22 protein-coding genes are annotated in these 20,850 nt (G+C 71.0%); 4 read left to right on the top strand and 18 right to left on the bottom strand.

Annotation, left to right across the window (positions count from 1 at the left end):
• Positions 1-21: 21 nt before the first annotated feature.
• On the top strand, positions 22-399 hold the full coding sequence (locus tag Q0C12_RS04560; protein WP_290886785.1) for an MbcA/ParS/Xre antitoxin family protein: 378 nt from the start codon (positions 22-24) through the stop codon (positions 397-399).
• Positions 359-1,066 carry an RES family NAD+ phosphorylase gene (locus tag Q0C12_RS04555; RefSeq protein WP_290886782.1) on the top strand — a complete coding sequence of 236 codons (708 nt, stop codon included), beginning with the start codon at positions 359-361 and terminating at the stop codon, positions 1,064-1,066. The genes Q0C12_RS04560 and Q0C12_RS04555 overlap by 41 nt, the downstream gene beginning before the upstream one ends.
• Here Q0C12_RS04555 and Q0C12_RS04550 read toward each other — a convergent pair.
• The 9 genes from Q0C12_RS04550 to glnA form a co-directional block, all read right to left on the bottom strand.
• Positions 1,057-1,632, bottom strand: coding sequence for a hypothetical protein (locus Q0C12_RS04550; protein ID WP_290886780.1), 576 nt, complete (start codon positions 1,630-1,632; stop codon positions 1,057-1,059). The two genes, Q0C12_RS04555 and Q0C12_RS04550, sit on opposite strands and share 10 nt — an antisense overlap.
• Positions 1,629-2,672, bottom strand: a complete 1,044-nt coding sequence (locus tag Q0C12_RS04545; protein WP_290886777.1) for an ATP-binding protein — start codon at positions 2,670-2,672, stop codon at positions 1,629-1,631. The genes Q0C12_RS04550 and Q0C12_RS04545 overlap by 4 nt, the downstream gene beginning before the upstream one ends.
• Before the next feature lie 73 nt (positions 2,673-2,745).
• A complete protein-coding gene (locus Q0C12_RS04540; RefSeq protein ID WP_290886775.1) occupies positions 2,746-3,870 on the bottom strand; it encodes an acyltransferase family protein in 1,125 nt (374 codons plus the stop codon).
• Positions 3,871-3,874: 4 nt separating this feature from the next.
• Complete coding sequence (locus tag Q0C12_RS04535) at positions 3,875-4,552, bottom strand: hypothetical protein (protein ID WP_290886772.1); 678 nt, start codon at positions 4,550-4,552, stop codon at positions 3,875-3,877.
• A complete protein-coding gene (locus Q0C12_RS04530) occupies positions 4,549-5,433 on the bottom strand; it encodes an ABC transporter ATP-binding protein (protein ID WP_290886769.1) in 885 nt (294 codons plus the stop codon). The genes Q0C12_RS04535 and Q0C12_RS04530 overlap by 4 nt, the downstream gene beginning before the upstream one ends.
• Positions 5,430-5,843: a GntR family transcriptional regulator gene (locus tag Q0C12_RS04525; RefSeq protein WP_290886766.1), complete on the bottom strand. Its 414-nt coding sequence runs from the start codon at positions 5,841-5,843 to the stop codon at positions 5,430-5,432. The genes Q0C12_RS04530 and Q0C12_RS04525 overlap by 4 nt, the downstream gene beginning before the upstream one ends.
• Before the next feature lie 168 nt (positions 5,844-6,011).
• Positions 6,012-7,679, bottom strand: a complete 1,668-nt coding sequence (locus Q0C12_RS04520) for an endonuclease (RefSeq protein ID WP_290886763.1) — start codon at positions 7,677-7,679, stop codon at positions 6,012-6,014.
• A 135-nt stretch (positions 7,680-7,814) separates the two neighbouring features.
• Positions 7,815-9,161 carry a hypothetical protein gene (locus tag Q0C12_RS04515; RefSeq protein ID WP_290886760.1) on the bottom strand — a complete coding sequence of 449 codons (1,347 nt, stop codon included), beginning with the start codon at positions 9,159-9,161 and terminating at the stop codon, positions 7,815-7,817.
• Positions 9,162-9,251: 90 nt separating this feature from the next.
• Positions 9,252-10,661, bottom strand: a complete 1,410-nt coding sequence (gene glnA / locus Q0C12_RS04510) for a type I glutamate--ammonia ligase (protein ID WP_290886757.1) — start codon at positions 10,659-10,661, stop codon at positions 9,252-9,254.
• Positions 10,662-11,006: 345 nt separating this feature from the next.
• Here glnA and Q0C12_RS04505 point away from each other — a divergent pair, with 345 nt between their 5' ends.
• The gene (locus Q0C12_RS04505) at positions 11,007-11,801 is read left to right on the top strand and encodes an undecaprenyl-diphosphate phosphatase (protein WP_290886754.1); all 795 of its coding nucleotides are present in this window, start codon (positions 11,007-11,009) and stop codon (positions 11,799-11,801) included.
• On the opposite strand, the gene Q0C12_RS04500 is transcribed toward Q0C12_RS04505, so the two are convergent.
• The 9 genes from Q0C12_RS04500 to Q0C12_RS04460 all read right to left on the bottom strand — a co-directional run bounded on the left by Q0C12_RS04500 (position 11,798) and on the right by Q0C12_RS04460 (position 20,406).
• Entirely contained in the window at positions 11,798-13,816 is a 2,019-nt protein-coding gene (locus tag Q0C12_RS04500; protein WP_290886751.1) for a tetratricopeptide repeat protein, read from the bottom strand. The two genes, Q0C12_RS04505 and Q0C12_RS04500, sit on opposite strands and share 4 nt — an antisense overlap.
• Before the next feature lie 13 nt (positions 13,817-13,829).
• Positions 13,830-14,849: an alpha/beta fold hydrolase gene (locus tag Q0C12_RS04495; protein WP_290886748.1), complete on the bottom strand. Its 1,020-nt coding sequence runs from the start codon at positions 14,847-14,849 to the stop codon at positions 13,830-13,832.
• Position 14,850: 1 nt separating this feature from the next.
• Positions 14,851-15,642, bottom strand: coding sequence for a lysophospholipid acyltransferase family protein (locus tag Q0C12_RS04490; RefSeq protein WP_290886745.1), 792 nt, complete (start codon positions 15,640-15,642; stop codon positions 14,851-14,853).
• A gap of 70 nt (positions 15,643-15,712) precedes the next feature.
• Positions 15,713-16,093, bottom strand: a complete 381-nt coding sequence (locus Q0C12_RS04485) for a hotdog fold thioesterase (RefSeq protein WP_290886855.1) — start codon at positions 16,091-16,093, stop codon at positions 15,713-15,715.
• A gap of 59 nt (positions 16,094-16,152) precedes the next feature.
• Complete coding sequence (locus tag Q0C12_RS04480) at positions 16,153-16,761, bottom strand: DUF1232 domain-containing protein (RefSeq protein WP_290886742.1); 609 nt, start codon at positions 16,759-16,761, stop codon at positions 16,153-16,155.
• Between the two features lie 98 nt (positions 16,762-16,859).
• Complete coding sequence (locus tag Q0C12_RS04475; RefSeq protein WP_290886739.1) at positions 16,860-18,701, bottom strand: phospholipase D family protein; 1,842 nt, start codon at positions 18,699-18,701, stop codon at positions 16,860-16,862.
• The gene (locus Q0C12_RS04470; protein WP_290886736.1) at positions 18,698-19,270 is read right to left on the bottom strand and encodes a YceI family protein; all 573 of its coding nucleotides are present in this window, start codon (positions 19,268-19,270) and stop codon (positions 18,698-18,700) included. Before Q0C12_RS04470 ends, Q0C12_RS04475 begins: the two co-directional genes overlap by 4 nt.
• A 4-nt stretch (positions 19,271-19,274) precedes the next feature.
• Complete coding sequence (locus Q0C12_RS04465) at positions 19,275-19,751, bottom strand: histidine phosphatase family protein (RefSeq protein WP_034214042.1); 477 nt, start codon at positions 19,749-19,751, stop codon at positions 19,275-19,277.
• A 22-nt stretch (positions 19,752-19,773) separates the two neighbouring features.
• Positions 19,774-20,406 (bottom strand): ParA family protein, encoded by a 633-nt coding sequence (locus Q0C12_RS04460; protein WP_290886731.1) that lies wholly within the window; start codon positions 20,404-20,406, stop codon positions 19,774-19,776.
• A gap of 106 nt (positions 20,407-20,512) precedes the next feature.
• Here Q0C12_RS04460 and Q0C12_RS04455 point away from each other — a divergent pair.
• A partial coding sequence (locus tag Q0C12_RS04455) for a hypothetical protein (protein WP_290886729.1) occupies positions 20,513-20,850 on the top strand: 338 nt, incomplete at its 3' end.

Genomic DNA, 20,850 nt, shown 5'->3' with positions numbered 1-20,850 from the left:
TTCCAGGGGAAAGGAGGCGCCATGTCCCGCACCCAAGCCCGACTGCCCGAACCCGAGCGCGACGCCGTACTGGCCAAGGCCGTCACCCGCGCCGCCGACCAGCTGGGCCTGAGCAAGGCCACGCTGGGCCGGGTGCTGGGCCTGAGCCAGGCCACGGTCACCCGGCTCTACCAGGGCCAGTACCGGCTCGACCCCGACGGCAAGCCCGGCGAGCTGGCCCTGCTGCTGCTGCGGCTGTTCCGCTCGCTCGATTCCATCGTCGGCAGCACCGAGGCCGCGCGCGCCTGGCTGGCCAGCGACAACGCCGGGCTCAACGGCGTGCCGCGCGAACTGATCCTCGAGACCCGCGGCCTGGTCCATGTCACCGATTACCTGGACGCCCACCGCGCTCGCGTCTGAGGCGCGCCCCTGGCGCAGCCGCGCCTGGCGCGTGGTCGAGGACCAGCGCGTGGCCTCGACCATGAAGCTGGTGGACACCGCGGCCGAACAGGTGGTGCTCGAGGCCTTGCTCGACGCCGCGAAGCCACCCTTGCCGGCCATCGCGAAGCCGCTGCACTACCTGCTGTCCACGCCCTTCCGCTACCCGCCGCTGCCGGGCGGTTCGCGCTTCCGCGCCGGCGGCGAGCCGGGCGTGTTTTACGGCGCCGACGCCCTGCCCACCGCCTGCGCCGAACTTGGCTACTGGCGCTGGCGCTTCCTGCGCGACGCCACCGCGATGTCGCGGCTGCCGCCGGTGGTGCACACCGCGTTCCAGGCCTCGCTGCGCGCGACGGCGATCGATACGCGCGAAGCGCCGCTGGCGCGCGACGCCGCGAAGTGGGCGGATCCGGACGACTACCGCGACTGCCAGGCACTGGCCCGCGCAGCCCGCGCCGCGGACATCGGCGCCATCCGCTACGCCTCGGTGCGCCACCCCGACCACGGTGGCTGCGTCGCCCTGCTCACGCCCGCCGGCTTCGTCGGCAGGAAGCCCGTCGGCGAGCCCAAGCGCCTGTGGCTGTCGGTGCAGCCCACGCGCGTGACCTGGCAGGTGGACCAGGCGCTGATGGAATTCAGCTACGCCTGAGCGGACGCCGCGCGGAATTCCGCCACGATCGGCGCGGACACAAGGCGCTTGATGATCCAGGCCTGCACCGCCGAGATGCCCAGCGAGTAGACCAGCGCGAACACGCTGATGCCGATCAGGAAGGCGCCGATGTCCGGCGGCGCCTGCCCCTCCGGCGCGGCCTGCGCCAGCGCTTCGAACTGGCCATGCAGGCCAACCATCATGAAGCCCTGGAACACCAGCATCACCAGGTTCATCACAATCGACAGCGCCATCATCGCGATGAAGAGCTTGCGGCCCCACTCCCACCGCTTCAGCAGCCCCAGCGAGGCCGCGAAGATCAACAACACCGGCAGCACCATCAGCGCGAAGAACGCCTTGATGTTGCCGAAGATCCAGCCGACGCCCGCCGGCATGCCCGGCGGCGGCGGCATGCGCGCGAATTCCTCGAAGGCCTCGGGCGGGAACAGCAGGTGGATCATCAGGTTCTGCAGCAGCGAGATGAACAGGCCGAAGCCCGAGAGCATCAGGAAGATCCACGCCACCACGGTGACGAAAGTGGAGCGGGTGGGAAGGGCAGTGTTCATGCGTCGTCCTCGCCGGCCCCGGGCACCGGCAGCAGCAGGGTGAATACGGTGTGGCCCGGGCGCGAACGATAGCCCAGCGAGCCGCGGTGCTCACGCGCGACCTGCTGGGCCAGCGGCAATCCCAGGCCGCTGCCCTCGGCGCGGCCGGACACCAGCGGCAGGAAGATGCGCTCGGCCAGGTCGTCGGGCACGCCGCGGCCGTCGTCGGCGATCTCCACGCGCACGGCGAGGCGGTGCGCGGTGTCGCCGATCAGCACGTGGTGCTCGGCGCGCGTGCGCAGCCACACCTGCGAGGCGCCGGACTCGAGCGCGTTGCGCACCAGGTTCCAGAGCGCCTGCGCCAGGCGGTCGGCGTCGCCGGGGAACTCGGGCAGCGAGGGATCGAAGTCGCGCACCAGCTTGATCGACCAGCCGGCCTCGGTCTCGGCCAGCGCGCGCACGCGCTCGAGCACGGCGTGGATGTTGGTGGGCTCGAAGTCGCGCGGCGGCGCAGGGTTGAGCAAGCGGTCCACCAGCGCGGCCAGCCGGTCGACTTCGCTGCCGATCAGCTCGACCAGCTCGCGCGCGTCGTCGCTCTCGACGCGACGGCCGAGCAGCTGCGCCGCGCCCTTCATGCCGGCCAGCGGATTGCGGATTTCGTGCGCCAGCCCCTTCAGCGCGGCCGACAGTGCGGCGGGCAGGGCGGTGGCCGGGTCTTCGCCGGGGAATTCGTCGGCCGGGTGCGCTTCGAGCCTCAGCCCACCGTCCTCCGTGCGCGCCAGCCAGACCTCGGCAAAGCGCTCGGCGTTGCCGGGGAAGGCCAGGCGTGCGCGCCGCACGCGCAGGGGCTCGCCGGTGGGCAGCAGCCGCGGCAACAGGCCGGCGACGCGATCGCCCTCGGCGTCGAACTCCTGCAGCGCCATGCCCACCAGGCGCCGCGCGCTGACGCCGAGCCAGCTGGCGAAGGCGGGATTGCAGCCTACCAGCCGACCGTCGGCATCCAGCCAGGCCAGCGGCGTGGCCAGGCTGTCGGTGGACGGCGGCGTGGGCTGGACGGACATGCCGACAGTATGTCGCAAGGCGCGGGCCGCTGGCCCCGGACGCCCCCGCACCGGCGGCGGCGCCGGTCCGCGCTCAGCCCACGAAGCGACGCAAGGGCGTGTGCCGCACCATCAGCTGGTAGCTGAGCAGGCAGGCGGCGAGCGTGGCGCAGACCGCGGTCGCGAACTTCAGGCCCCAGTGCCATTCCTGGTCCATCAGCGCGTACTGCAGCGCGAACAGCAGCGGCAGGTGCAGCAGGTAGGTCCAGTACGCCGACTGCGCGAGGTAGCGCATCACGCCGCTGGCGCGATCCAGCAGCCGCTGTCCGGCCAGCAGGCACAGCACCGTCATCCAGACGCTGAGGCAGCCTTCCAGCAAGGCGACGCCCCAGGACGCGACCGGCTGCGCCTGGCCCGGCAGTTCAACCGACAGCCGCCACAGGAACACGGCGTAGAGCGCGAGGCTGGCCAGCGCCAGCCAGGGCGCGGACGGCCGTGCGCGCGCCAGCCAGTCGGTCCTGACGTGCACCAGGGTTCCCAGCGCGAAGAAGGCGCCGTAGTAGGCGATCGCCCAGAACTGCGGCACCAGGCCTTCGGGCGCGGGATGCGGCGCGCTGACCGAAGCGAGCGCGGGCACCAGCGGCAGCGGCAGCCCCAGCAGCAGCCAGGCCGGGTGCCGCGAGGCCAGCCAGGCGCCGAGGCGTCCAAGATCCAGTGTGCGCACCACCCAGTGCAGCACGCCGAACAGCAGCAGGTAGTACAGGAACCACAGGTGGCCGGTGCCGGGCGGCAGGCGCGGCGGGTCCGGCTGCTGCAGCCATTCGCGCACCATGGCCAGGAACGCGGACGGATGCTGCACGTTCTCCAGCGCCCAGCCGGTGCTGGCCGACAGCGACCACAGCACCAGCGGCCACGCCACCAGGAACGGCACCAGGATGCGCCGCACCCGCTGCCGGGCCAGCGCCATGCCGCCGCGCGCGGCGATCACCCACGCGGCGAAGAAGCCCGCGACCAGGAAGAACAGCGGCATCCGCACCAGGTGCAGCCCCCAGATCACCGCGTCGACCCCAACGCTGTTCTGCCGGTCCGCGGTGGGGAAGAAGCCCTGCATCAGCGGGCTGTAGGCCAGCGCGGCGTGGAAGAAGACGCCGGCCAGCATCGCCAGCGCCCGCAGGTGGTCCATGTAGTGCAGCCGCTCCTGCGGCGCGGTGGCACCCACGGCCTCAGTAGAACGCCGGCTTGCGGGCGTGGTGCCACGCGGTCGCGCCGATCAGCACCACCGACAGCACCACCAGCGCCGACAGGATCAGCACCGCGGGCGTCGTCCACACCAGCGCGTCCACGCTGACACGCCGCTGGATCTCCGGCACCTGCGCCAGCGCCATCATGTACGGATTGATCAGCACCATCGGCGCGATCATCCCGAACGTCGCCCACCCCTCCGTTTGCACCGCCATCGCGATCGCCAGCGAGACTGAGAACGCGAACAGCAGGTAGCCGAAGATCAGCAGCGCGTAAACGAACAGGCCATCCGGCAGCGGGGTGAACAGCACCACCGCCAGCGTGCCGGCCAGCATCACCCCGAAGGGCACCAGGAAGGTGACCAGGTTGCCGACCAGTTTGGCCACCGTGAAGTCCAGCGGCGACACCGGCAGGCTCATCACGAAGGCCAGCGTCTGCTCCTTTCGCTCGACCACCAGCGAGGTCGCGATCGAGAAGCACGCCGCCGACACCATCACGATGATCAGCATCAGCGAGCCGACATAGAAAGCCCAGGGCCTGGCCAGCCCGAGGAAGCACAGCGAGACGATGCCGGCGAGCACGCACACGGCCAGCTGCTTCTGGAACAGCTGCCAGTCCTTGGCGACCAGCAGCTTGATGACGGGGATGTTGAGGGTCATGCCACGGCTCCCGAGCGCACGGCGGTTACGAAGATGTCTTCCAGCGCCATCGGATCGTCGCGCTGGACCTGCAGGCCCTGCGCGGCCAGTCGCGCGGGCATGCCGGCGTCCCAGGCGCGCGCCTTGATTTCGACCAGGCTGCCGTTGGCGCGGGCGCTGGCGATCTCCGGCCAGGCATCGAGGCCTTCGGGCAGCGCGCCCTGGCAGACGACGCGGCGCCAGCGGTCGACGAAGGCGTGCTTGTCGGCCGAGGCCACCAGCCGGCCTTGGTGCAGGAAGGTGATGCTGTCGGCCATCTGCTCGACGTCGTGGGTGTTGTGCGAGGAGAACAGCACGCTGCGGCTCTCGTCGCGCAGCACGTCCGCCAGGGCCTCCAGCACCTCGATGCGCGCGACCGGGTCCAGGCCGGTGGTCGGTTCGTCCAGCAGCAGCAGGCGCGGGCGGCGGGCCAGGCAAAGCAGCAGTAGCGCCTTCACCCGCTGCCCGTGCGAGAACCCGCCGAGCGTCTGTTCGGCGCGCAGGTCGAAACGCTTGAGCAGCTCGGCCGCATAGACCTCGCTCCAGTCCGGATAGATGCCGCGCATCAGGTCCATGTGCCAGCGCAGCGTCTGGCCACGGTAAAGGCGCATGTCCTCGGAGGCGAAGCCGATGTCGCGCTTGGCGGCGACCTGCCCCTCGGGCAAGCGATGGCCGAGCACCGTGACTTCGCCGGTGTCGGCGGCGGCCAGGCCGGTGAGCAGGCGCAGCAGCGTGGTCTTGCCGGCGCCGTTGATGCCGACCAGGCCCATCACCTGGCCTTCGGGCAGGTCGAGCGTGATGTCCTTGAGGGCGAAGTGCGGGTAGCACTTGCCGATGCCGGACAGGGAGAAGGCGAGCGTCATGGCAGGTTTCCTTGCGGGGTGGCGGGGCCGGCCGCGTCGGGGTCGGCGGCCTGGTCGATGAGGCGGTGCAGTTCGCTGCGGGGCAGGCCCAGGCGCGCGGCGCAGGCGAGCAGCACCTCGAGCTGGCGCTGCAGTTCCTCGTGCATCAGGGCGGTGGGCAGGTCGCTGCGTTCGGCGACCACCGAGCCCTTGCCCTGGCGGGTGGCGATCACGCCGGCGCGTTCGAGCTCTTCATAGGCGCGGCGAACGGTGATCACGCTGACCCGGCTCTCCGCGGCCAGCTCGCGGATGGACGGCAGCGGCTGGCCGGCCGCCCAGTCGCCAGCCATCACCTTGGCGGTGACCTGGTCGACGATCTGCTGGTACATCGGCCGCGGGTCGCTGGCCGACAGGAAGAGTTCCGCGTTCACGGGGCCACTGTGCTTTTTGAATAGGCACAGTATGCACAGTGACCCCGGGGCCGGCAAGCCCCTCGCCGCCTGGCCGACGGGCGGGCCGCCGGACGCCGGCGGGGCCGGGCCAGGCGAGCGCCCTGCACCGGACCGGCGGGCGGCCCGGCGCCGCCCGCGTCACTCAGCTCAGGGGCAAACGCCCTGGAACACGCAGGCCACCCATTCCGGGTGGTCGATGAACGGATTGCGGTTGCCCTGGTAGGTGTAGACCGCTTCGTTGCGCAGGATTTCCTTCTCGTCCACCGGGTCCTCGGCGTGCCAGCGCAGCAGGTCGGCCAGGCGGCCCATGTAGGCGACGCCGAGGTTGCTGCTGGAGGCCTGGATCAGGCCCGGGTCGTCGGTGAGGATCAGGTTCGGCTCGGCCACGCCGGTGACGCCGTGGGTGCCGCCCTCGTAGCGCACGTCCATGTACAGCAGCGCGCGCGCAACGTCGCCCTTGCGGTCGCCCCAGGTCTGCCAGTACGTGGTGTCGTACCAATTCGAGTTCCCCGGGAACACGCCGGTGCCGCCGCCTGCGCCGGCGTTGGCGACCGTGGCGCGCTCGACGCAGTTGCTCAGGCAATCGGCATACGGCTTGTTGTTGCGCGAACTGTTGTAGGCCGAGTCCGACAGGAACAGCATGTGGGTGTCGGTGTACGGATAGTTGCCGCTGCCGTCGTTGGTGAAGCCGTAGCTCTTGGGCCAGGTGTGCTCGCGGTTGTACTGCGTGTTGCCGCCGCCGGCCTTCGTGTACGCCGCATTGCGGTACACGTCGAGGATGCGGCCCGGGTTGGTCGGGTCTTCGTCGGCGTACTCGAGGATGTCCCAGGTATCGGTGGCCGTGGACGTGTACGGGAAGCGCTGGTGGTCGTCGATCAGCGCGTGCAGGCTGCTGCGCAGCGCCGAGGCGCTGGAGGTGTTCACGCCCGAGTAGTAATCCAGCCCCGGCACCGCGGCGGTGGTGAACACGAAGCTGTAGTTCGCCGCCATGGGCGTCGGCGTGCCGTCGAGGTCGGTGACCTTGCTGGCGAGGACGTCGACCAGGCAGTCCGACAGGCCCGGCAGGCTGGTCTGCGGATCCACGGTGAACTGGGTCGGGCCGCCGCTGGTGGCCACCGCGACGCTGCCGCCGCTGTCGCAGGCCAGCGTCACGGCGCCCGCGGCAAGGCTCACCGGTTCGGAGAAGACGATCGACAGGTTGCTGTCCAGCGCCACCGAGCCGCTGCCATCCACCGGCGACGTGCCGGTGACGGTGGGCGCCAGGTCCGGCACCGGGAAGGTCTGCGCGACGTTGCAGGTTCCGAACGTGGACGCCGCCGCCGCGCGCCAGGTGAAGTTCGAATACTGCGTGCCGCTGCCGCCGAGCTGCAGCGAGTGGCCGACGGGCGTGGCGTCGGTCTCGGACACGCCGATGTTCACCGAGGTCCGGTTGCGGGCCGGGCCATCGGCGCCATTGAAGCTGCCCTCGTAGCTCAGGAACTGCACAACCGCGCCGGAGGCGTTGGTGAGCGCCACGCCGTCGGGCGCGCCGTTCTGCAGCCCGGCCGCGTCCACGGTGAGGAAGCCGAATGCGCCGCAGGTGGCGCCCAGCGTGCCCGACAGGCTGCGGGTGGCGTACACCTTGCGATCGGCACCGTTGTAGAAGTGCAGGGTCCAGCCGGTGAGCGAGGTGCCGGCGTCGCCGGCGATCTCGATGCGTTCACCGACGTCGGTGCCGGCGTTGTCGTAGTGGATCTCGTTGATCCAGGCACCGGCCTGGGCGAGCGACGGGCACAGCAAAAGAAGCGGCAGAAGCCGCAGGGTCCGGATAGTCACGTACGCTTTCTCCCCAGAAGTCGGTACGAAGTTTCCTACCCGGATATTACAGATTTCCCCTCGGGGGACTTGGTGCAACGCCGCAAGCCGGCCGCGGGGGCCGGCTTCGATCAGGGGCCAGGGATTGGACGCGGATCAGAGCGCGACGCTGAAGGTCGGCTCCTGGTTCGGGCCGGCCTGCTGCAGGGAGATCTGCAGGCGATCGCCGTCGGCGGACAGGGTCGCCGCGTAACCCGGCGAAGTCGCTTCGGCCACCGCGGCGTCGCGCGCCAGGCGGCCATCGGCGACGGCCAAGGCCGCCAGCTGCAGGCGCAGCTTCGCCGCGTTGTCGAGCAGCCGGCGCTGGTACTGGCCGACGTCGGCCATGCCGATGTTGCTCAGCACGCAGCTGACCACCGCGCCCCAGCAGGTCGGGTCCGACATTTCCGGCACTTCGACGCGCGGCGGCGGCACCACGCCCGCCAGCACGGCCTGGCGATAGTCATCGCGGCAGGTTTGGGCGTAGCGCGGCGCCAGCCAGGCGTCGTAGGTGTCGGCATCGAAGGCGGTGAGGCGCAGGAACAGGTCGCGCGGATTCCACTTCCCGGCCAGCGACGCGTCGAGGTCGTGGCTGACGCGCGAGACCATGCGGAACTCGCCGCGGATCGCTTCGCAGACGAAGTAATCCTCGCCCTGCACCGGCGCCAGGGCCGGCGCGCAGTCTGCGGGAAGCGGCACATCAGGCGCGGCGCGGCGCAGGTCGAGCAGCAGGCCGGCGGCGCCGTTGGCGAGGCTGGCCATGACCATTTGCGGGATCAGGTCGGTGCTGGTGGCGCCGTGGCGCCGCGCGTTGGCCAACACGCCGCAGGTGCGCGACATCGCCTCCGGCACGCGGCCCTCGACGGCGTCCAGCGCGGCGGCATTGAGCGGCAGGCGCAGCAGCTGGAAGCTCGGCAGCGGCGCCATCAGGCTGGGCGGATAGGGATTGCGCAGGTGGCCGCTGGCCAGGCTGCGCTCGGCCAGGGCGGTGCGCTCGCCGGCACGGGCCAGCAGGTCGCGCACGGCGCCGGGATCCTCGCCAACGCGTGCGAGGCAGTCGTCCGCCTGCATGCCGCAGCCGACCGAATAATCCAGCGGTTCGCGCACCGGGAAGCCGCTGTCTTCGAGCAGGGTGTAGCTCGGCCCGCCGTCGGCCAGTGAATAGGGCGACTTGCGCGCCATCGCCAGCAACTCTTCGCGGGTCGCACGCTCGAAGGCCTCGAAGCGCGCGACCTCGCCGGCCATCACGGCCTCGAACTGGTCCACCGGCACCTCGTGCCCGGCCAGCGCCAGGGCGGCGAAGCCGTTGTCCCCCACCGGCGCCGGCGGCGGCGTCATCAGCAGCGCCACGTCGGCGCGCGCGGCATCATCTACCGCGAACCAGCGCAGCACCGCCGTCACCACCACCGCGCCGACCACGAACAACAACAGCCCCAGGAAGCCCTGCCGGACCCACTTCATCATCACGCTCTCCCCTCGTGTCGCCCGATGCTATCGGGAAAGAAATGGCCCGGACAAGCCGGGCCATCTCGTTTCCGCCACGATGGTCGCGAATCAGATGCCGTAGTACATCTGGTACTCGAGCGGATGGGTGGCCGCGCGGAACTTGGTCACTTCCTGCATCTTCAGCGCGATGTAGCCGTCGATGAAGTCGTCGCTCATCACGCCGCCGGCCTTGAGGAACTCGCGGTCGGCGTCGAGCGCGGCCAGCGCCTGGTCGAGCGAGTGGCAAACGGTCGGGATGTTCTTCTCTTCTTCCGGCGGCAGGTCGTAGAGGTCCTTGTTGCTCGGCGCGCCCGGGTCGATCTTGTTCTTGATGCCGTCCAGGCCGGCCATCATCAGCGCGGTGAAGGTCAGGTAGCCCGAGTTCATCGGGTCCGGGAAGCGCATCTCGATGCGGCGCGCCTTCGGGTTGGCCACGTACGGGATGCGGCACGAAGCCGAGCGGTTCGAGGCCGAGTAGGCCAGCATCACCGGCGCCTCGAAGCCCGGCACCAGGCGCTTGTAGCTGTTGGTGGTCGAGTTCGAGAACGCGTTGATGGCGCGCGCGTGCTTGAAGATGCCGCCGATGTACCACAGTGCCATCTGGCTCAGGCCACCGTAGCCGTCACCGGTGAACAGGTTCACGCCGCCCTTGGCCAGGCTCTGGTGCACGTGCATGCCGCTGCCGTTGTCGCCGACCAGCGGCTTGGGCATGAAGGTGGCGGTCTTGCCGTTGCGGTGGGCGACGTTCTTGACGATGTACTTGAGCATCATCAGCTCGTCGGACTTCTTCACCAGCGAGTTGAACTTGGTGCCGATCTCGCACTGGCCGGCGTTGGCCACTTCGTGGTGGTGCACTTCCACTTCCTGGCCGGCGGCCATCAGCAGCTTGCACATCTCGGCGCGGATGTCGTGCAGCTGGTCGGTCGGCGCGACCGGGAAATAACCGCCCTTCACGCCCGGACGATAGCCGCTGTTGCCGCCCTCGTACTTCTTCTTGGTGTTCCAGGCCGCTTCCTCGGAATCGATCTCGAAGAAGGTGTGGCCCATGTCGTTGGCGAAGCGCACCGAGTCGAAGATGAAGAACTCGGGCTCGGGGCCGAAGAAGGCCTGGTCGGCGATGCCGGACGCCTTGAGGTAGGCCTCGGCGCGCTTGGCGACGCCGCGCGGGCAGCGCGAGTAACCCTGCATGGTGGCCGGGTCGAGCACGTCGCAGACCAGGATCAGGGTCGGATCAGCGGTGAAGGGATCGAGCACCGCGGTGTCCGGGTCCGGCAGCAGGACCATGTCGGACTCGTTGATGCCGCGCCAGCCCGAGATCGACGAGCCGTCGAACATCTTGCCGTCCTCGAACAGGCCCGGCTCGATGATGCTCACCGGGAAGGTGACGTGGTGCTGCACGCCGCGCACGTCGGCGAAGCGCAGGTCGACGAACTCGACCTCGTGGTCCTTGATCATCTTCTCGATATGGGCAAGCGACATGCGGGTGGCTCCGGGTGGGTTGGGATGGGGGTAGGGTTGCAAAGGGCGTGCCAAGGCAGGACCGGGCGTATGTTATTGGCGCAAATAGTTTTTTGTTATTCCTTCGGGACCAGCAAGCACCATGGTGGTGCATTGTGTTTTGGGTATTGCGCCAATATGGGGAGGAGTGGGAACTAGTGAAAAGGAACTAGGAGCTAGTGGAGAAGCGGGCCGTGCGGCTCTTACTAGTTCCTAGCTCCTCTTCACTAGTTCCTCTTCACCAGTTCCCACCCTCTCCCCACCAACTCCTGCGCCCAGCTTGCTGCCCGCCGTATCATCCAACGCCCCCACCCACCGGCCCCGCCCTTGAACGACCTGCTGTCCGCCCTCCTGCTGGGGATCATCGAAGGCCTCACCGAGTTCCTGCCGATTTCCAGCACCGGCCACCTGCTCATCGCCCAGCACTGGCTGGGCGCGCGCTCGGACCTGTTCAACATCAGCATCCAGGCCGGCGCCATCCTCGCCATCACGCTGGTCTACCGGCAGCGGCTGTGGCAGCTCGCCACGGGCCTGGACGACGCCGCGACCCGCGGCTACGCGCTGAAGATCGCGGTCGCGTTCGGCGTCACCGCCGTGGTGGGCCTGCCGGTGCGCCTGCTGGGCTGGGAACTGCCCGACACGGTGACGCCGATCGCGTGGGCGCTGGTGGTGGGCGGCGTGTGGATGCTGGTCGCCGAGCGCATCTCGGAGGGCAAGCCGCCGTCGGACGCGCTGACCTGGAAAGTGGTCGTGGCCGTGGGCCTGGCGCAGGTGCTGGCCGGCGTGTTCCCGGGCACCTCGCGCTCGGCGGCGGCGATCTTCATGGCGCTGCTGCTGGGCATGAACCGCAAGCCGGCGGCGGCCGAGTTCGTGTTCCTGGTCGGCATCCCGACCATGTTCGCGGCCAGCGGCTGGGCGCTGATGGAAACCCTGCGCGACGGCAGCGCCGGCGACGAGGACTGGGCCAGCCTGGGCGTCGCCTTCGTGGCCGCGACCCTCACCGGGTTCGCGGCCGTGCGCTGGCTGCTGGGCTACATCGCCACCCACAGCTTCCGGCCCTTCGCCTGGTACCGCATCGGCCTGGGCGTGGCCCTGCTGCTGGGCCTGCCGGCCGGCAGTTAACCGGCCGGGTAGCCCAGGCGCGCCGACACCGGCGCCAGGCGCGCGAAAGCGTCGGCGAACGCTTCGCGATAGTGGCGCCACTGGCCGGCCGGCAGCTGGGCGCCGCGGCCGTGCAGGCCCGGCAGCGGCTGCGGCAGGCCCAGGGCCTGTTCGATGGCGGCGGCCGCCTCGGCGGCGTCGGCGTCCAGGCGGGCGAAGACCACGCGGTCCGGATGCGCGTCGCGATGGTCGGCCACGGCCTCGAGCGTGCGCGCCAGCCAGTCGGCGGCGGCCACCGGATCGGGCGAGGGCAGGTAGTTCTGCAGGCTGCCGAACACGAACCAGTTGAGCAGGGCATCGCGCGGATCGGCCAGCAGGCAAAGCACGCGGGCGCCCCGCAGCGCCGCCAGCGTGTACGGGTCCAGGTGCGGCAGCCAGTCGATGAGGGTCGCCGGGTCCAGGCCGGCGGCGGTGACGGTCTGGGTCCAGCGCGCGGCGCTGCCGGCGCGCGGATCGCCGGGCGGGAACCGCACCAGGCCGAAGCCATCACCCGCCGAGGCCACGCCGGCGCGGGCCAGGTCGAGGCGCTCGCCCAGCTGCTGCTTCGCGGCCATCAGCACCGCTTCGGCGCGCACGCCCACCGGCGCCCACGCCAGGGTTGCGGCGATTTCGCCCTCGGGCACCTGCTCGGCCGGCGCCACCGCCGGCGGCGGCATCCGCGGCGACTGGCGCGAGACGCGCTGGAGCATGTTCTTCCAGCACTTGGCGGCTTCGTCGTAGCGGCCGGCCTGGTCCAGGGCGATGCCGGCCCAGGCCAGCACCTGGCGCTGGCGCTCGACGTCGGGTTCGATCACCAGCAGGCGGTCGGCGCGCACCAGGGCGAGGTCGAGGTCGCGGGCCTGCTCGGCCTGCAGCAGGATCATGTTGCTGTTGAACAGGCGCGGATTGACGGCGAGCGCACGCTCGGCCCAGGCCGCGGCCTCGGCGAACTCGCCGCGGCTGCGGTGGAAGTCGGCCAGCAGGTCCATGCAGTCCGCGCTGTCGGGGTCGGCGGCATGCCAGCGCCTGACCACGTCCAGCGGCGCCTCGCCGAAGGCGCCGGCCAGCTGCAGGCGCAGTGCCCAGACGTCGTGGTCCTTCGGTGCGCCTTCCTGCACCTTGTCGAGGCGGGCCTTCGCTTCCGGGGCGCGGCCTTCGCCAACCAGCAGCGCGGCGAGGCGGCGCAGGCTGGAAACGTGGCGCGGCTGGCGGTCGAGCACGTGGTCCAGGTCGGCCAACGCACCGGCGCGATCGCCGGCCTGCAGGCGCAGCTCGGCGCGCAGGCCGAAAGCATCGAGCTCGTCGGGGAAACGTTCGGCCAGTTCGTCGAGCGTCTTCAGCGCCGCCTCGCGGTCGCCCTGGCGGCGCTGGGCCTCGACCAGGCCGCGCAGGGCGACGCGCGGGCGCGACGGATCCAGACGCAGCGCGTTCGACAGCGCCTGTTCGGCGAACGCCCAGGTCTGGCGCTGCAGATAGGCCAGGCCCAGCGCGAGCTGGGCCGAGGCCATGTTCGGCTGGGCGGTGGCGGCCGCGGTGTAGCAGCGCAGGGCCAGCTCCGGGTCGCCGCTGGCCTGGGCGACGTGGCCTTCGGCCATCGACACCTGCGGGTTGCCGGCGTCCACGCGCTGGGCCAGGCGCAGCCGGCGCCGGGCTTCGACCACATCGCCGCGGGCGAGGGCGACATGCACCTGCAGCAGGTAGGCGCTGAGCGTATTGGGGTTGAGCGCCAGCGCCTCGCGCAGGCCGTCGGTCGGCTTGCCCTCGGCCAGGTCGAGCGCGGCGCGGGTGGCGTGGAAAGCGCCCTGCTCGGGGTCGAGGCCGATCGCGCGGTCGAGCGCGTCCCGGGCCTCGGTGCGCTCACCCAGGGCCAGGGCGGCAATGCCGAGCAAGTGCCAGCCGGCGGCGTTGGCGGGTTCGGCGGCGACGAGCTCGCGGGCCGTGGCGAGGGCCACGGCGAAGTCGCCATCGCGCAGGGAGGCGTTGATGCTGTCGAGCATGGAAGTGGGTTTTCTAGGCGGAAACGGCGATTGTATCGCGGGCGGGCGCGGCGGCGGCCGCCAGCCGGTCGGCGACCCAGCGCTCGGCGTAACCGCGCAGGTGGGCGCCCTCGAGGAAGCCGCAGTGGCCGCCGAAATCGGCGATTTCCAGGATCGAATGCGCCGGCAGCGCCAACCGCGGGAAGCCCTCCACCGGGATCACCGGGTCGTCGGCCGCCGCCAGCACGCTCACCGGCACCTGCAGCCCGGCCAGGCGGTCGCCGGCCACCGCGTAGCCGTCGAAGTACTCCTCGACCCCGCCCATCGTGGTGTGCCGCTCCACCAGCCAGTGCGTCAGGCTGCGCATGTCCTTGGCCAGGATGCTGTCGTCGAAGTCATGCTGCTGCGGGAACAGCGCGCGCTTGATCGACAGCGAACGCCGCCACTTCTTCATGAAGTACCAGTGGTAGAAGGGCTGGCCCGACTCCAGCGTGCGCATCACCGCCGACGGGTCGATGGCCGGGCACACCGCCGCCGCGTGCACCAGCGGGATGCCGGCGCCGGGCGCCGCCAGCGCCAGCCGCAGCGCGAAGTTGCCGCCCAGCGAATAGCCCGCCGCCAGCATTGGCCGCGCCGGGAAGCGCCGCGACACTTCGGCCGCCGCCTGCACCACTTCGCCCAGGCGGCAGGAGTGGAACAGGCCTTCGTTGAGGTGGTGGGTGTCGCCGTGGTCGCGGAAGTTGAGCCGGAACACCTCGAAGCCGCGCGCCAGCAGCTGCGCCGCGGTGTGGCGCATGTAGCTCGACTCGCTGCTGCCCTCCCAGCCGTGCAGCAGCAGCACCAAACCCTGCGTCGGTGCCTCGCGCCCCGGCAGGCGGGTGTGGAAGCCCTGCAGCCGCACGCCGTCCTCGACGGTGATGATGTGCTCGGTGGTCTGCGCGCCCAGGCGCCGCAGCTCGCGCAGCCCCGCCGCGCGCCGCAGCGGCATCGAACTCAGCACCGACTGCACGTGCGGGTTGCGAAGCCAGCGCGGCGGCCGGTAGGCGCTGCCCATCTCAGCCCGCCATGGCCGCGATGATGCGCTCGCGGCAGGCCTCGGCCATGCGCCGGCGGCCGTCCTCGCTGGCCGCGACGGGCTCGAGGAAGTGCACTTCGGCCACCCGGCCCGGCTCGCCCAGCAGGCGCAGGAAGTTCTGCAGGAAATTCTCGCGCGGCCCGAACGCGACGATGGTCTGGGCGTCGCCGCGCGCGCCGTACTTGAGCGCCACCGGCTGCGCCGGCACGTTCGCCACCACCGCCGGCTGGAAGATGCGGGCGTGGAAGGTGCCGATGGCGTCGCCGCCGGTGGTGCGCCCCTCCGGGAACACGCCGACCGCCAGCCCCTGCTCCAGGCGCTGCACCATCTGGTGCATCACGCCGTGCAGCGAATCGTTGCTGCCGCGGTGGTGGTAGATGGTGCCGCCGCGGCTGGCCACCCAGCCCACCAGCGGCCAGCGCGCGATCTCGGCCTTGGCCACGAAGCCCATCATGCGCTGGCTGTGCATCAGCTCGATGTCGATCCAGCTGACGTGGTTGGCCACGAACAGCGCGGCACCTGGCAGCGGCGTGCCGTAGCGGCGCAGGCGGAAGCCGAAGATGCGCATCAGCGTGCCCGACCACCAGCGGATGATGCGGTGGTCCAACCGCTCGCCGCGCAGCTCGATCCGCGCCGAGACCGGGTTGATCATCAGCAGGGTCAGCGGCAGCCCGACCAGCAGGTGCAGGCTGAGCAGCGGCGCGCGCCAGAGGTAGCGCAACGGGCGGCGCCAATCCTGGGCGGGCTTGGCCGTTTCGGTGTGGGTGGACATGCGCGGCATTGTGCCGCAGGCGGGCCGAGTAAACACCCGACGCCGCGGTACGCGGGCGACGCGCGCCGGCTCAGGCGCCGATCACCGCCGCGGTCATGCGCGAGATGCAGGTGAGCCGGCCCTGGTCGTCCTCGATGCGGATCTCCCAGACCTGGGTGGCGCGGCCCAGGTGGATCGGGCGCGCGGTGCCGGTGACCACGCCGGACGTGACGGCGCGCAGGTGGTTGGCATTGATCTCGATGCCGGCCGACTGCTGCTTGAGGTCCGGGTCCAGGCAGAGCCAGCCGGCGAGGCTGGCCAGCGTTTCGGCCAGCAGCACCGAGGAGCCGCCGTGCAGGAGCCCGAACGGCTGCTTGGTGCGCTCGTCCACCGGCATCGTGGCGCGCAGGAAATCCTCGCCCAGCTCGGTGACCGCGATGCCCAGGTGCCCCGGGGCGGTGCCCACGAGCATCCGGTTGATGTCGGCCACGGCCGGCCGGCGGCGGAACGGGCCGGCCATGGCAGCGGGGCTCAGCGGACGCGCATCAGGCCCGGGCGGAAGGCGCTGGTGTAGCCCTTGCGCGCATAGCCGGAGCTGTCGCCGTAGCCGCTGCCGGTCTGCCGGTTGCGGCGGCGGTGCATGCGGTCCACCAGCTCGTCGCGACGGGCCTCGAGCCAGTCGGCGCGGCCGACGGTGGCCGGGTCCAGGCCGCGGCGCTCGGCCTCGCCCTGGCGGTACTCGCAGAATTCGTCGTAGGCCTCGATCTCGTGCTTGAGCTCCTTCACGCACATCTCGATGGCGATGGCGTCGTCGAAGTAGCCCAGCACGGGCACGTGGTCCGGGATGACGTCGGACGGGTCGGCGAAGTAGACCAGGGCCGACAGCACGCGCTGGCGGTCCTCCTCGGGCAGGTGCCAGCCCTCGTCGCGCGACATCGCGATCAGCGCGTCGAGCCGGTCCAGGCGCTCGGCGATGAAGTCCGGGACCTCGACCTTGTCGGCTTCGATCAGCAGCTTGGACGCCGCGGCGATGATCTCGTCGGCGGTCTTGCTGCCGGCGGAGGCGCGGGCCTTGGCCAGGGCCTGGTTGAAGTGCTCGAGGTCGCGGTCGGAGAGTTCGAAGCTGATGGCGAGGGGCATGCGGGCGTGTCCGGCGGGGTTTTCAAGAGGAAGCAGCCTAGGCCGGGGCGGCGGCGGCGTCAATCGAACGCAGGCCGGCGCGACACCGGCCACGCGGCTCAGAGGATGGGCACCAGGCCGGCGCCGAAGGCCGTGAGGATGCGGGTATAGACCGTCTTGAGCGGCAGGTCGACTTCGGGGAAGGCGCCGACGTCCTCGTAGCAGTCGTAAAAGCCCGGCTGGCCCGGCGGGATCGGGTTGCAGCCCGGCCGCAGCTGGTAGCTGGTGGCGTAGGGGAAAGGCCAGATGTCGAAGATCGGCAGCTTCTCGGAGATCTTGCCCAGGCTGTAGTTCAGGCCCGAGAGCACCGGCGGCTTCTCCTGGGGCGCGATCAGCCAGGCGTTCTCCGGGGTCATGTCGCGCCGGATGCTGGCCAGCAGGGCGCCCGCGAACTCGGCGTCGTGCACCACCACCATGGACTCGGTGTTGAGGTTGTCCGAGCGCGGGTCGAAGTTGTGGCTGCCGACCACGCCGATCCGGCCGTCCACCACCAGCGACTTGGCGTGCAGGCCGACGCGGATGCCGGCGCGCTTGAGCGGCACCGGCCCGCTGGACGAACCCGAGGAGCCCGAGCCGAACATCGGCAGGTGCGCGGCCCGCTCCTCGCCCAGCACGCCGGTAGCGGCGACGTTGATCGGCGCGTCGGTCGGGTAGGGCTTGTACTCGAAGATGCGGAAGCCCAGCTCGCGCAGGTACAGGCGCTTGTACTTGTGGCTCATCGCGTACACGGGGAAGGCGTCGGTGGCGGCCAGCGAATTGGTGGACACCCACACCGCCGGCTTGTCGGCGCGCTTCTGCAGGCCGCGGAAGACCTTGCGCGCCTCGCGCGACAGCACCAGGTAGGGCGTCTGGATCACCAGCTCGCCCTGCGTGCTTTGCACCAGGTCGTGCATGGCCTGCGACGCGTCCTCCTCGGCGCGCAGCTCGCCTTCGTGCTTCTCGGGCAAGTCGGCGTAGAAATCGACCCGGCCGACCGCGAGCCGCAGCGGCTCCATCCGCGCCATCACCGCGGCACCGTCGCCGGCCTCGTCGCGCATGGCGGTGACGCGCGGCGGCGGCGGCGGGCGCTCCGGGTCGAACAGCCAGCTCGGCGGCACGCCCTGGTGGCGATGCAGGCGCTCGGCCACGTCCTTGAGCTCCTCGGCCGGACGCGAGCGCTCGTAGCTCCAGAACGCGTCGAAGTTCTCCGCCATCGCCTTCGCCACCGGGCCCATCACCAGGATGTCCCGGTCGCGGTAGTTGTAGCCCTCGGCCCAGTCGAAGTACCGGTCCTGGATGTTGCGGCCGCCGGTGATGCCGGCCACGCCGTCCACCAGCACCAGCTTGGTGTGCATGCGCTGGTTGAACTTCATGAAGCAGCAGAGGATGCCGGCGGCGTACTGCAGCTTCTGGGTCTTGGCTTCGTCGAAGGTGGGGTTGTACAGGCGCAGCTCGAAGTTGGCGTGGTGGCCGGCCAGGCTGGCCTGCAGGTTCGGGTCGGGCAGGCCGTAGAGCTGGTCGAGCAGCACGCGCACCTTCACGCCCCGGCGGGCGGCGGCCAGCAGCTCCTCGAGCACGAGCACGCCGCTGTCGTCCTTGTCGAAGATGAACATCTGCAGATCGATGCTTTCGCGCGCGGCGCGGATCAGGTGCAGGCGTGCCAGCAGCGAGTCCTGCCCGCGGTCGAGCAGCACCACCTCGTGCCGCGGCGCCTCCGGCGTGGAAGCGGCGACGGCGGCATGGCCCAGCGCCAGCAGCGGCGACGCCACGGCGCAGTCCACGCCCTCGCGGCAGCCGACCTCGGTGCTGCGGGCGGCCAGGGCCAGGTCGGCGGCTTCGCGCCGCTCCCGCACGGACAGGGTGGAGCAGCCGGCCAGCAGCAGGACCAGCAGGGCGGTGAACAGGCGTCGGGCGGGGCTCATGGGGCGACAGGGTCGCGCAATCTCACCCGGAAGTCGAAGCCCACTTCGTCCTTCACCCAGACGCGTTGGCTGGTCATACCGAAGGCGCGACGGCTGATCTCGCCGCGGACCACGATGTCGCAGTCCCGGCCGGGGCGGTCGCAGTCGGCCGGCAGCAGCGTGAAGGCGACGCCCCTGGACTCGCCGCGCAGGTCCAGCCGCCCGCGCAGGGCGCCGCCGGTGGCCAGCAGTTCGCGCGTGAAGGGCGCCGAGCGGAAGCGGATCTCGGGGTGGTTCTCCACGTCCAGGAAGCTGCGGGAGCGGGTGCTGCGGAGCATCCATTCCGGGCCGTCCAGCTCCAGGCCCTCGGCGTCCACCCGCACCTGCACCCGCCAGCGGCCGCGATCGTCCTCCAGCAGCTCGCCCTCGATGCGCCGGAACCGGCCCGGCACCGGGCCGGTCACGCGCAGGGACACCTCGAAGCTGGCGCGGGACGCCGCCGGATCGACGGCTTCGCGGGATTCCCCGCTGGCGGCGGCGTCAGCCACCGCGGCGGCCAGGCACAGCGCGCCCAGCCAGGCCCACTTCATCCGCTCACGGCCACCAGAAGGCGGCCAGGCGGGCGATGCCGGGCTCCAGGTCGGCGTCGGCCGGCATCGACAGCACGGCCACGCCACCCGCGGGCATGCCGCGGAAGTCGCCGGACTGGCCCGAGCTCAGCAGGGCCGCCAGCTGTTCGAAGCCGGGGTTGTGGCCGACCAGCAGCACCCGCGCGATGTCGCGGTGCTCGTCGGCGACCTGCATCAGCATGCCCGGGGTGGCGTCGTAGATGCGCTTTTCCTGGCGCAGCTCGACGTAGCCCAGGGCGGCCATGGCCTGCTCGGTGGTTTCGCGCGCGCGGCGCGCCGGCGAGGTGACGACGCGGTCGGGCAGGTAGCCGTGGTCGCGCAGCCAGCGCCCGGCGGCCTCGGCCTCGGCCTGCCCCTGCAGGGACAGCGGGCGGTCGAAGTCGTCCTGGCCGGGGGCGGCCGGTTCGGCGTGGGCGTGGCGGAGCAGGATCAGTTCGCGCATGGTCTTCCTTGGAATAACGGAGTCAGAGTGACTTCTTGAGCCACTTCAGCAGCGGCGCCCAGTCGTCCTGGTGGCTGCGGATCTGTTCGGAGTGGTAGTCGAAGACCGATTTGCCCAGCGCGGCCATCAGCACGTAGGCCTGGGTGTCGCGCAGTTCGGCCACCAGCGGGTAGGGCCAGGCCTTGAGCTGGTCCAGCGCCTGCTGGGAGTTGCTGGTCCAGGGCTTGAGGCGGTTGCCGACGATGCCGACCGGCAGCTTGCCCTTCTTCACCCGCGGGTGCTGCACCAGCGTGTTGAGGAAGGGCACGGTGGCCTCGAGGTCGATGATCGAGGGCAGCACCGGCACGATCATGGCGTCGGCGATGTCCAGGAAGGCGGTGAGGTCCTCGCCCATGGCGCCGGCCGGGGCGTCCACCACCAGGCGCTGGACGCCTTCGGGCACGTGCTTGTCCCAGCCGCGCTTGCTGCCGTCGATCGGCAGCACGGCGGTGTCGAGGGCGGCGCGCTTCTCGCACCAGTGGGTGGATGACTTCTGCCGGTCGGCGTCGAGGATGGCGGTGGCCTTGCCCTCGACGGCGAAGTGGGCGGCGAGGTTGGTCGACACCGTGGTCTTGCCGGCGCCTCCCTTCGAGCTGGCGACCAGGATCGTACGCATGCCGGACCTCCACATCGGGAAGAGGCCTCACTCTAACCCGCAACCGAGCAGAAACTCTATTGGGCTGTGTGACGGTGGGGAAAGCCCACATCAATACGGAGGGCGCATGCCGGCTCCCCCGGTCCCGGGCCTGCATTCCCCGGATTTCGAGCGCGACAGCTGCGGTTTCGGGCTGATCGCCCAGCTGGACGATCGGCCTTCGCGGGCCCTGGTCGACGCGGGGCTGCAGGCGCTGGCGCGACTGACACATCGGGGCGCGGTCGGGGCCGACGGGCTCAGCGGCGACGGCTGCGGGCTGCTACTGCGGCGGCCGCGGGTGTTCCTGGCGGCGATCGCGCACGAGGCCGGCATTCCCTACGCCGACGGCGACGCCTGCGGGATGGTGTTCCTGCCGCACGACGCCGAAGCGGCCGCGGCCTGCCGCGCCGGGCTGGCGGCGGCGCT

The sequence above is a fragment of the Arenimonas sp. genome, assembly GCF_022842045.1.
Lineage (GTDB): Bacteria > Pseudomonadota > Gammaproteobacteria > Xanthomonadales > Xanthomonadaceae > Arenimonas.
This window is presented reverse-complemented; position numbering and strand designations above follow the sequence as displayed.

Coding starts and splice junctions, on each gene's coding strand:
- Q0C12_RS04560 (WP_290886785.1), top strand. CDS start 22: ATGTCCCGCACCCAAGCCCGACTGCCCGAACCCGAGCGCGACGCCGTA.
- Q0C12_RS04555 (WP_290886782.1), top strand. CDS start 359: ATGTCACCGATTACCTGGACGCCCACCGCGCTCGCGTCTGAGGCGCGC.
- Q0C12_RS04550 (WP_290886780.1), bottom strand. CDS start 1,632: ATGAACACTGCCCTTCCCACCCGCTCCACTTTCGTCACCGTGGTGGCG.
- Q0C12_RS04545 (WP_290886777.1), bottom strand. CDS start 2,672: ATGTCCGTCCAGCCCACGCCGCCGTCCACCGACAGCCTGGCCACGCCG.
- Q0C12_RS04535 (WP_290886772.1), bottom strand. CDS start 4,552: ATGACCCTCAACATCCCCGTCATCAAGCTGCTGGTCGCCAAGGACTGG.
- Q0C12_RS04530 (WP_290886769.1), bottom strand. CDS start 5,433: ATGACGCTCGCCTTCTCCCTGTCCGGCATCGGCAAGTGCTACCCGCAC.
- Q0C12_RS04515 (WP_290886760.1), bottom strand. CDS start 9,161: ATGATGAAGTGGGTCCGGCAGGGCTTCCTGGGGCTGTTGTTGTTCGTG.
- glnA (WP_290886757.1), bottom strand. CDS start 10,661: ATGTCGCTTGCCCATATCGAGAAGATGATCAAGGACCACGAGGTCGAG.
- Q0C12_RS04500 (WP_290886751.1), bottom strand. CDS start 13,816: ATGCTCGACAGCATCAACGCCTCCCTGCGCGATGGCGACTTCGCCGTG.
- Q0C12_RS04495 (WP_290886748.1), bottom strand. CDS start 14,849: ATGGGCAGCGCCTACCGGCCGCCGCGCTGGCTTCGCAACCCGCACGTG.
- Q0C12_RS04490 (WP_290886745.1), bottom strand. CDS start 15,642: ATGTCCACCCACACCGAAACGGCCAAGCCCGCCCAGGATTGGCGCCGC.
- Q0C12_RS04485 (WP_290886855.1), bottom strand. CDS start 16,093: ATGCTCGTGGGCACCGCCCCGGGGCACCTGGGCATCGCGGTCACCGAG.
- Q0C12_RS04480 (WP_290886742.1), bottom strand. CDS start 16,761: ATGCCCCTCGCCATCAGCTTCGAACTCTCCGACCGCGACCTCGAGCAC.
- Q0C12_RS04475 (WP_290886739.1), bottom strand. CDS start 18,701: ATGAGCCCCGCCCGACGCCTGTTCACCGCCCTGCTGGTCCTGCTGCTG.
- Q0C12_RS04470 (WP_290886736.1), bottom strand. CDS start 19,270: ATGAAGTGGGCCTGGCTGGGCGCGCTGTGCCTGGCCGCCGCGGTGGCT.
- Q0C12_RS04465 (WP_034214042.1), bottom strand. CDS start 19,751: ATGCGCGAACTGATCCTGCTCCGCCACGCCCACGCCGAACCGGCCGCC.
- Q0C12_RS04460 (WP_290886731.1), bottom strand. CDS start 20,406: ATGCGTACGATCCTGGTCGCCAGCTCGAAGGGAGGCGCCGGCAAGACC.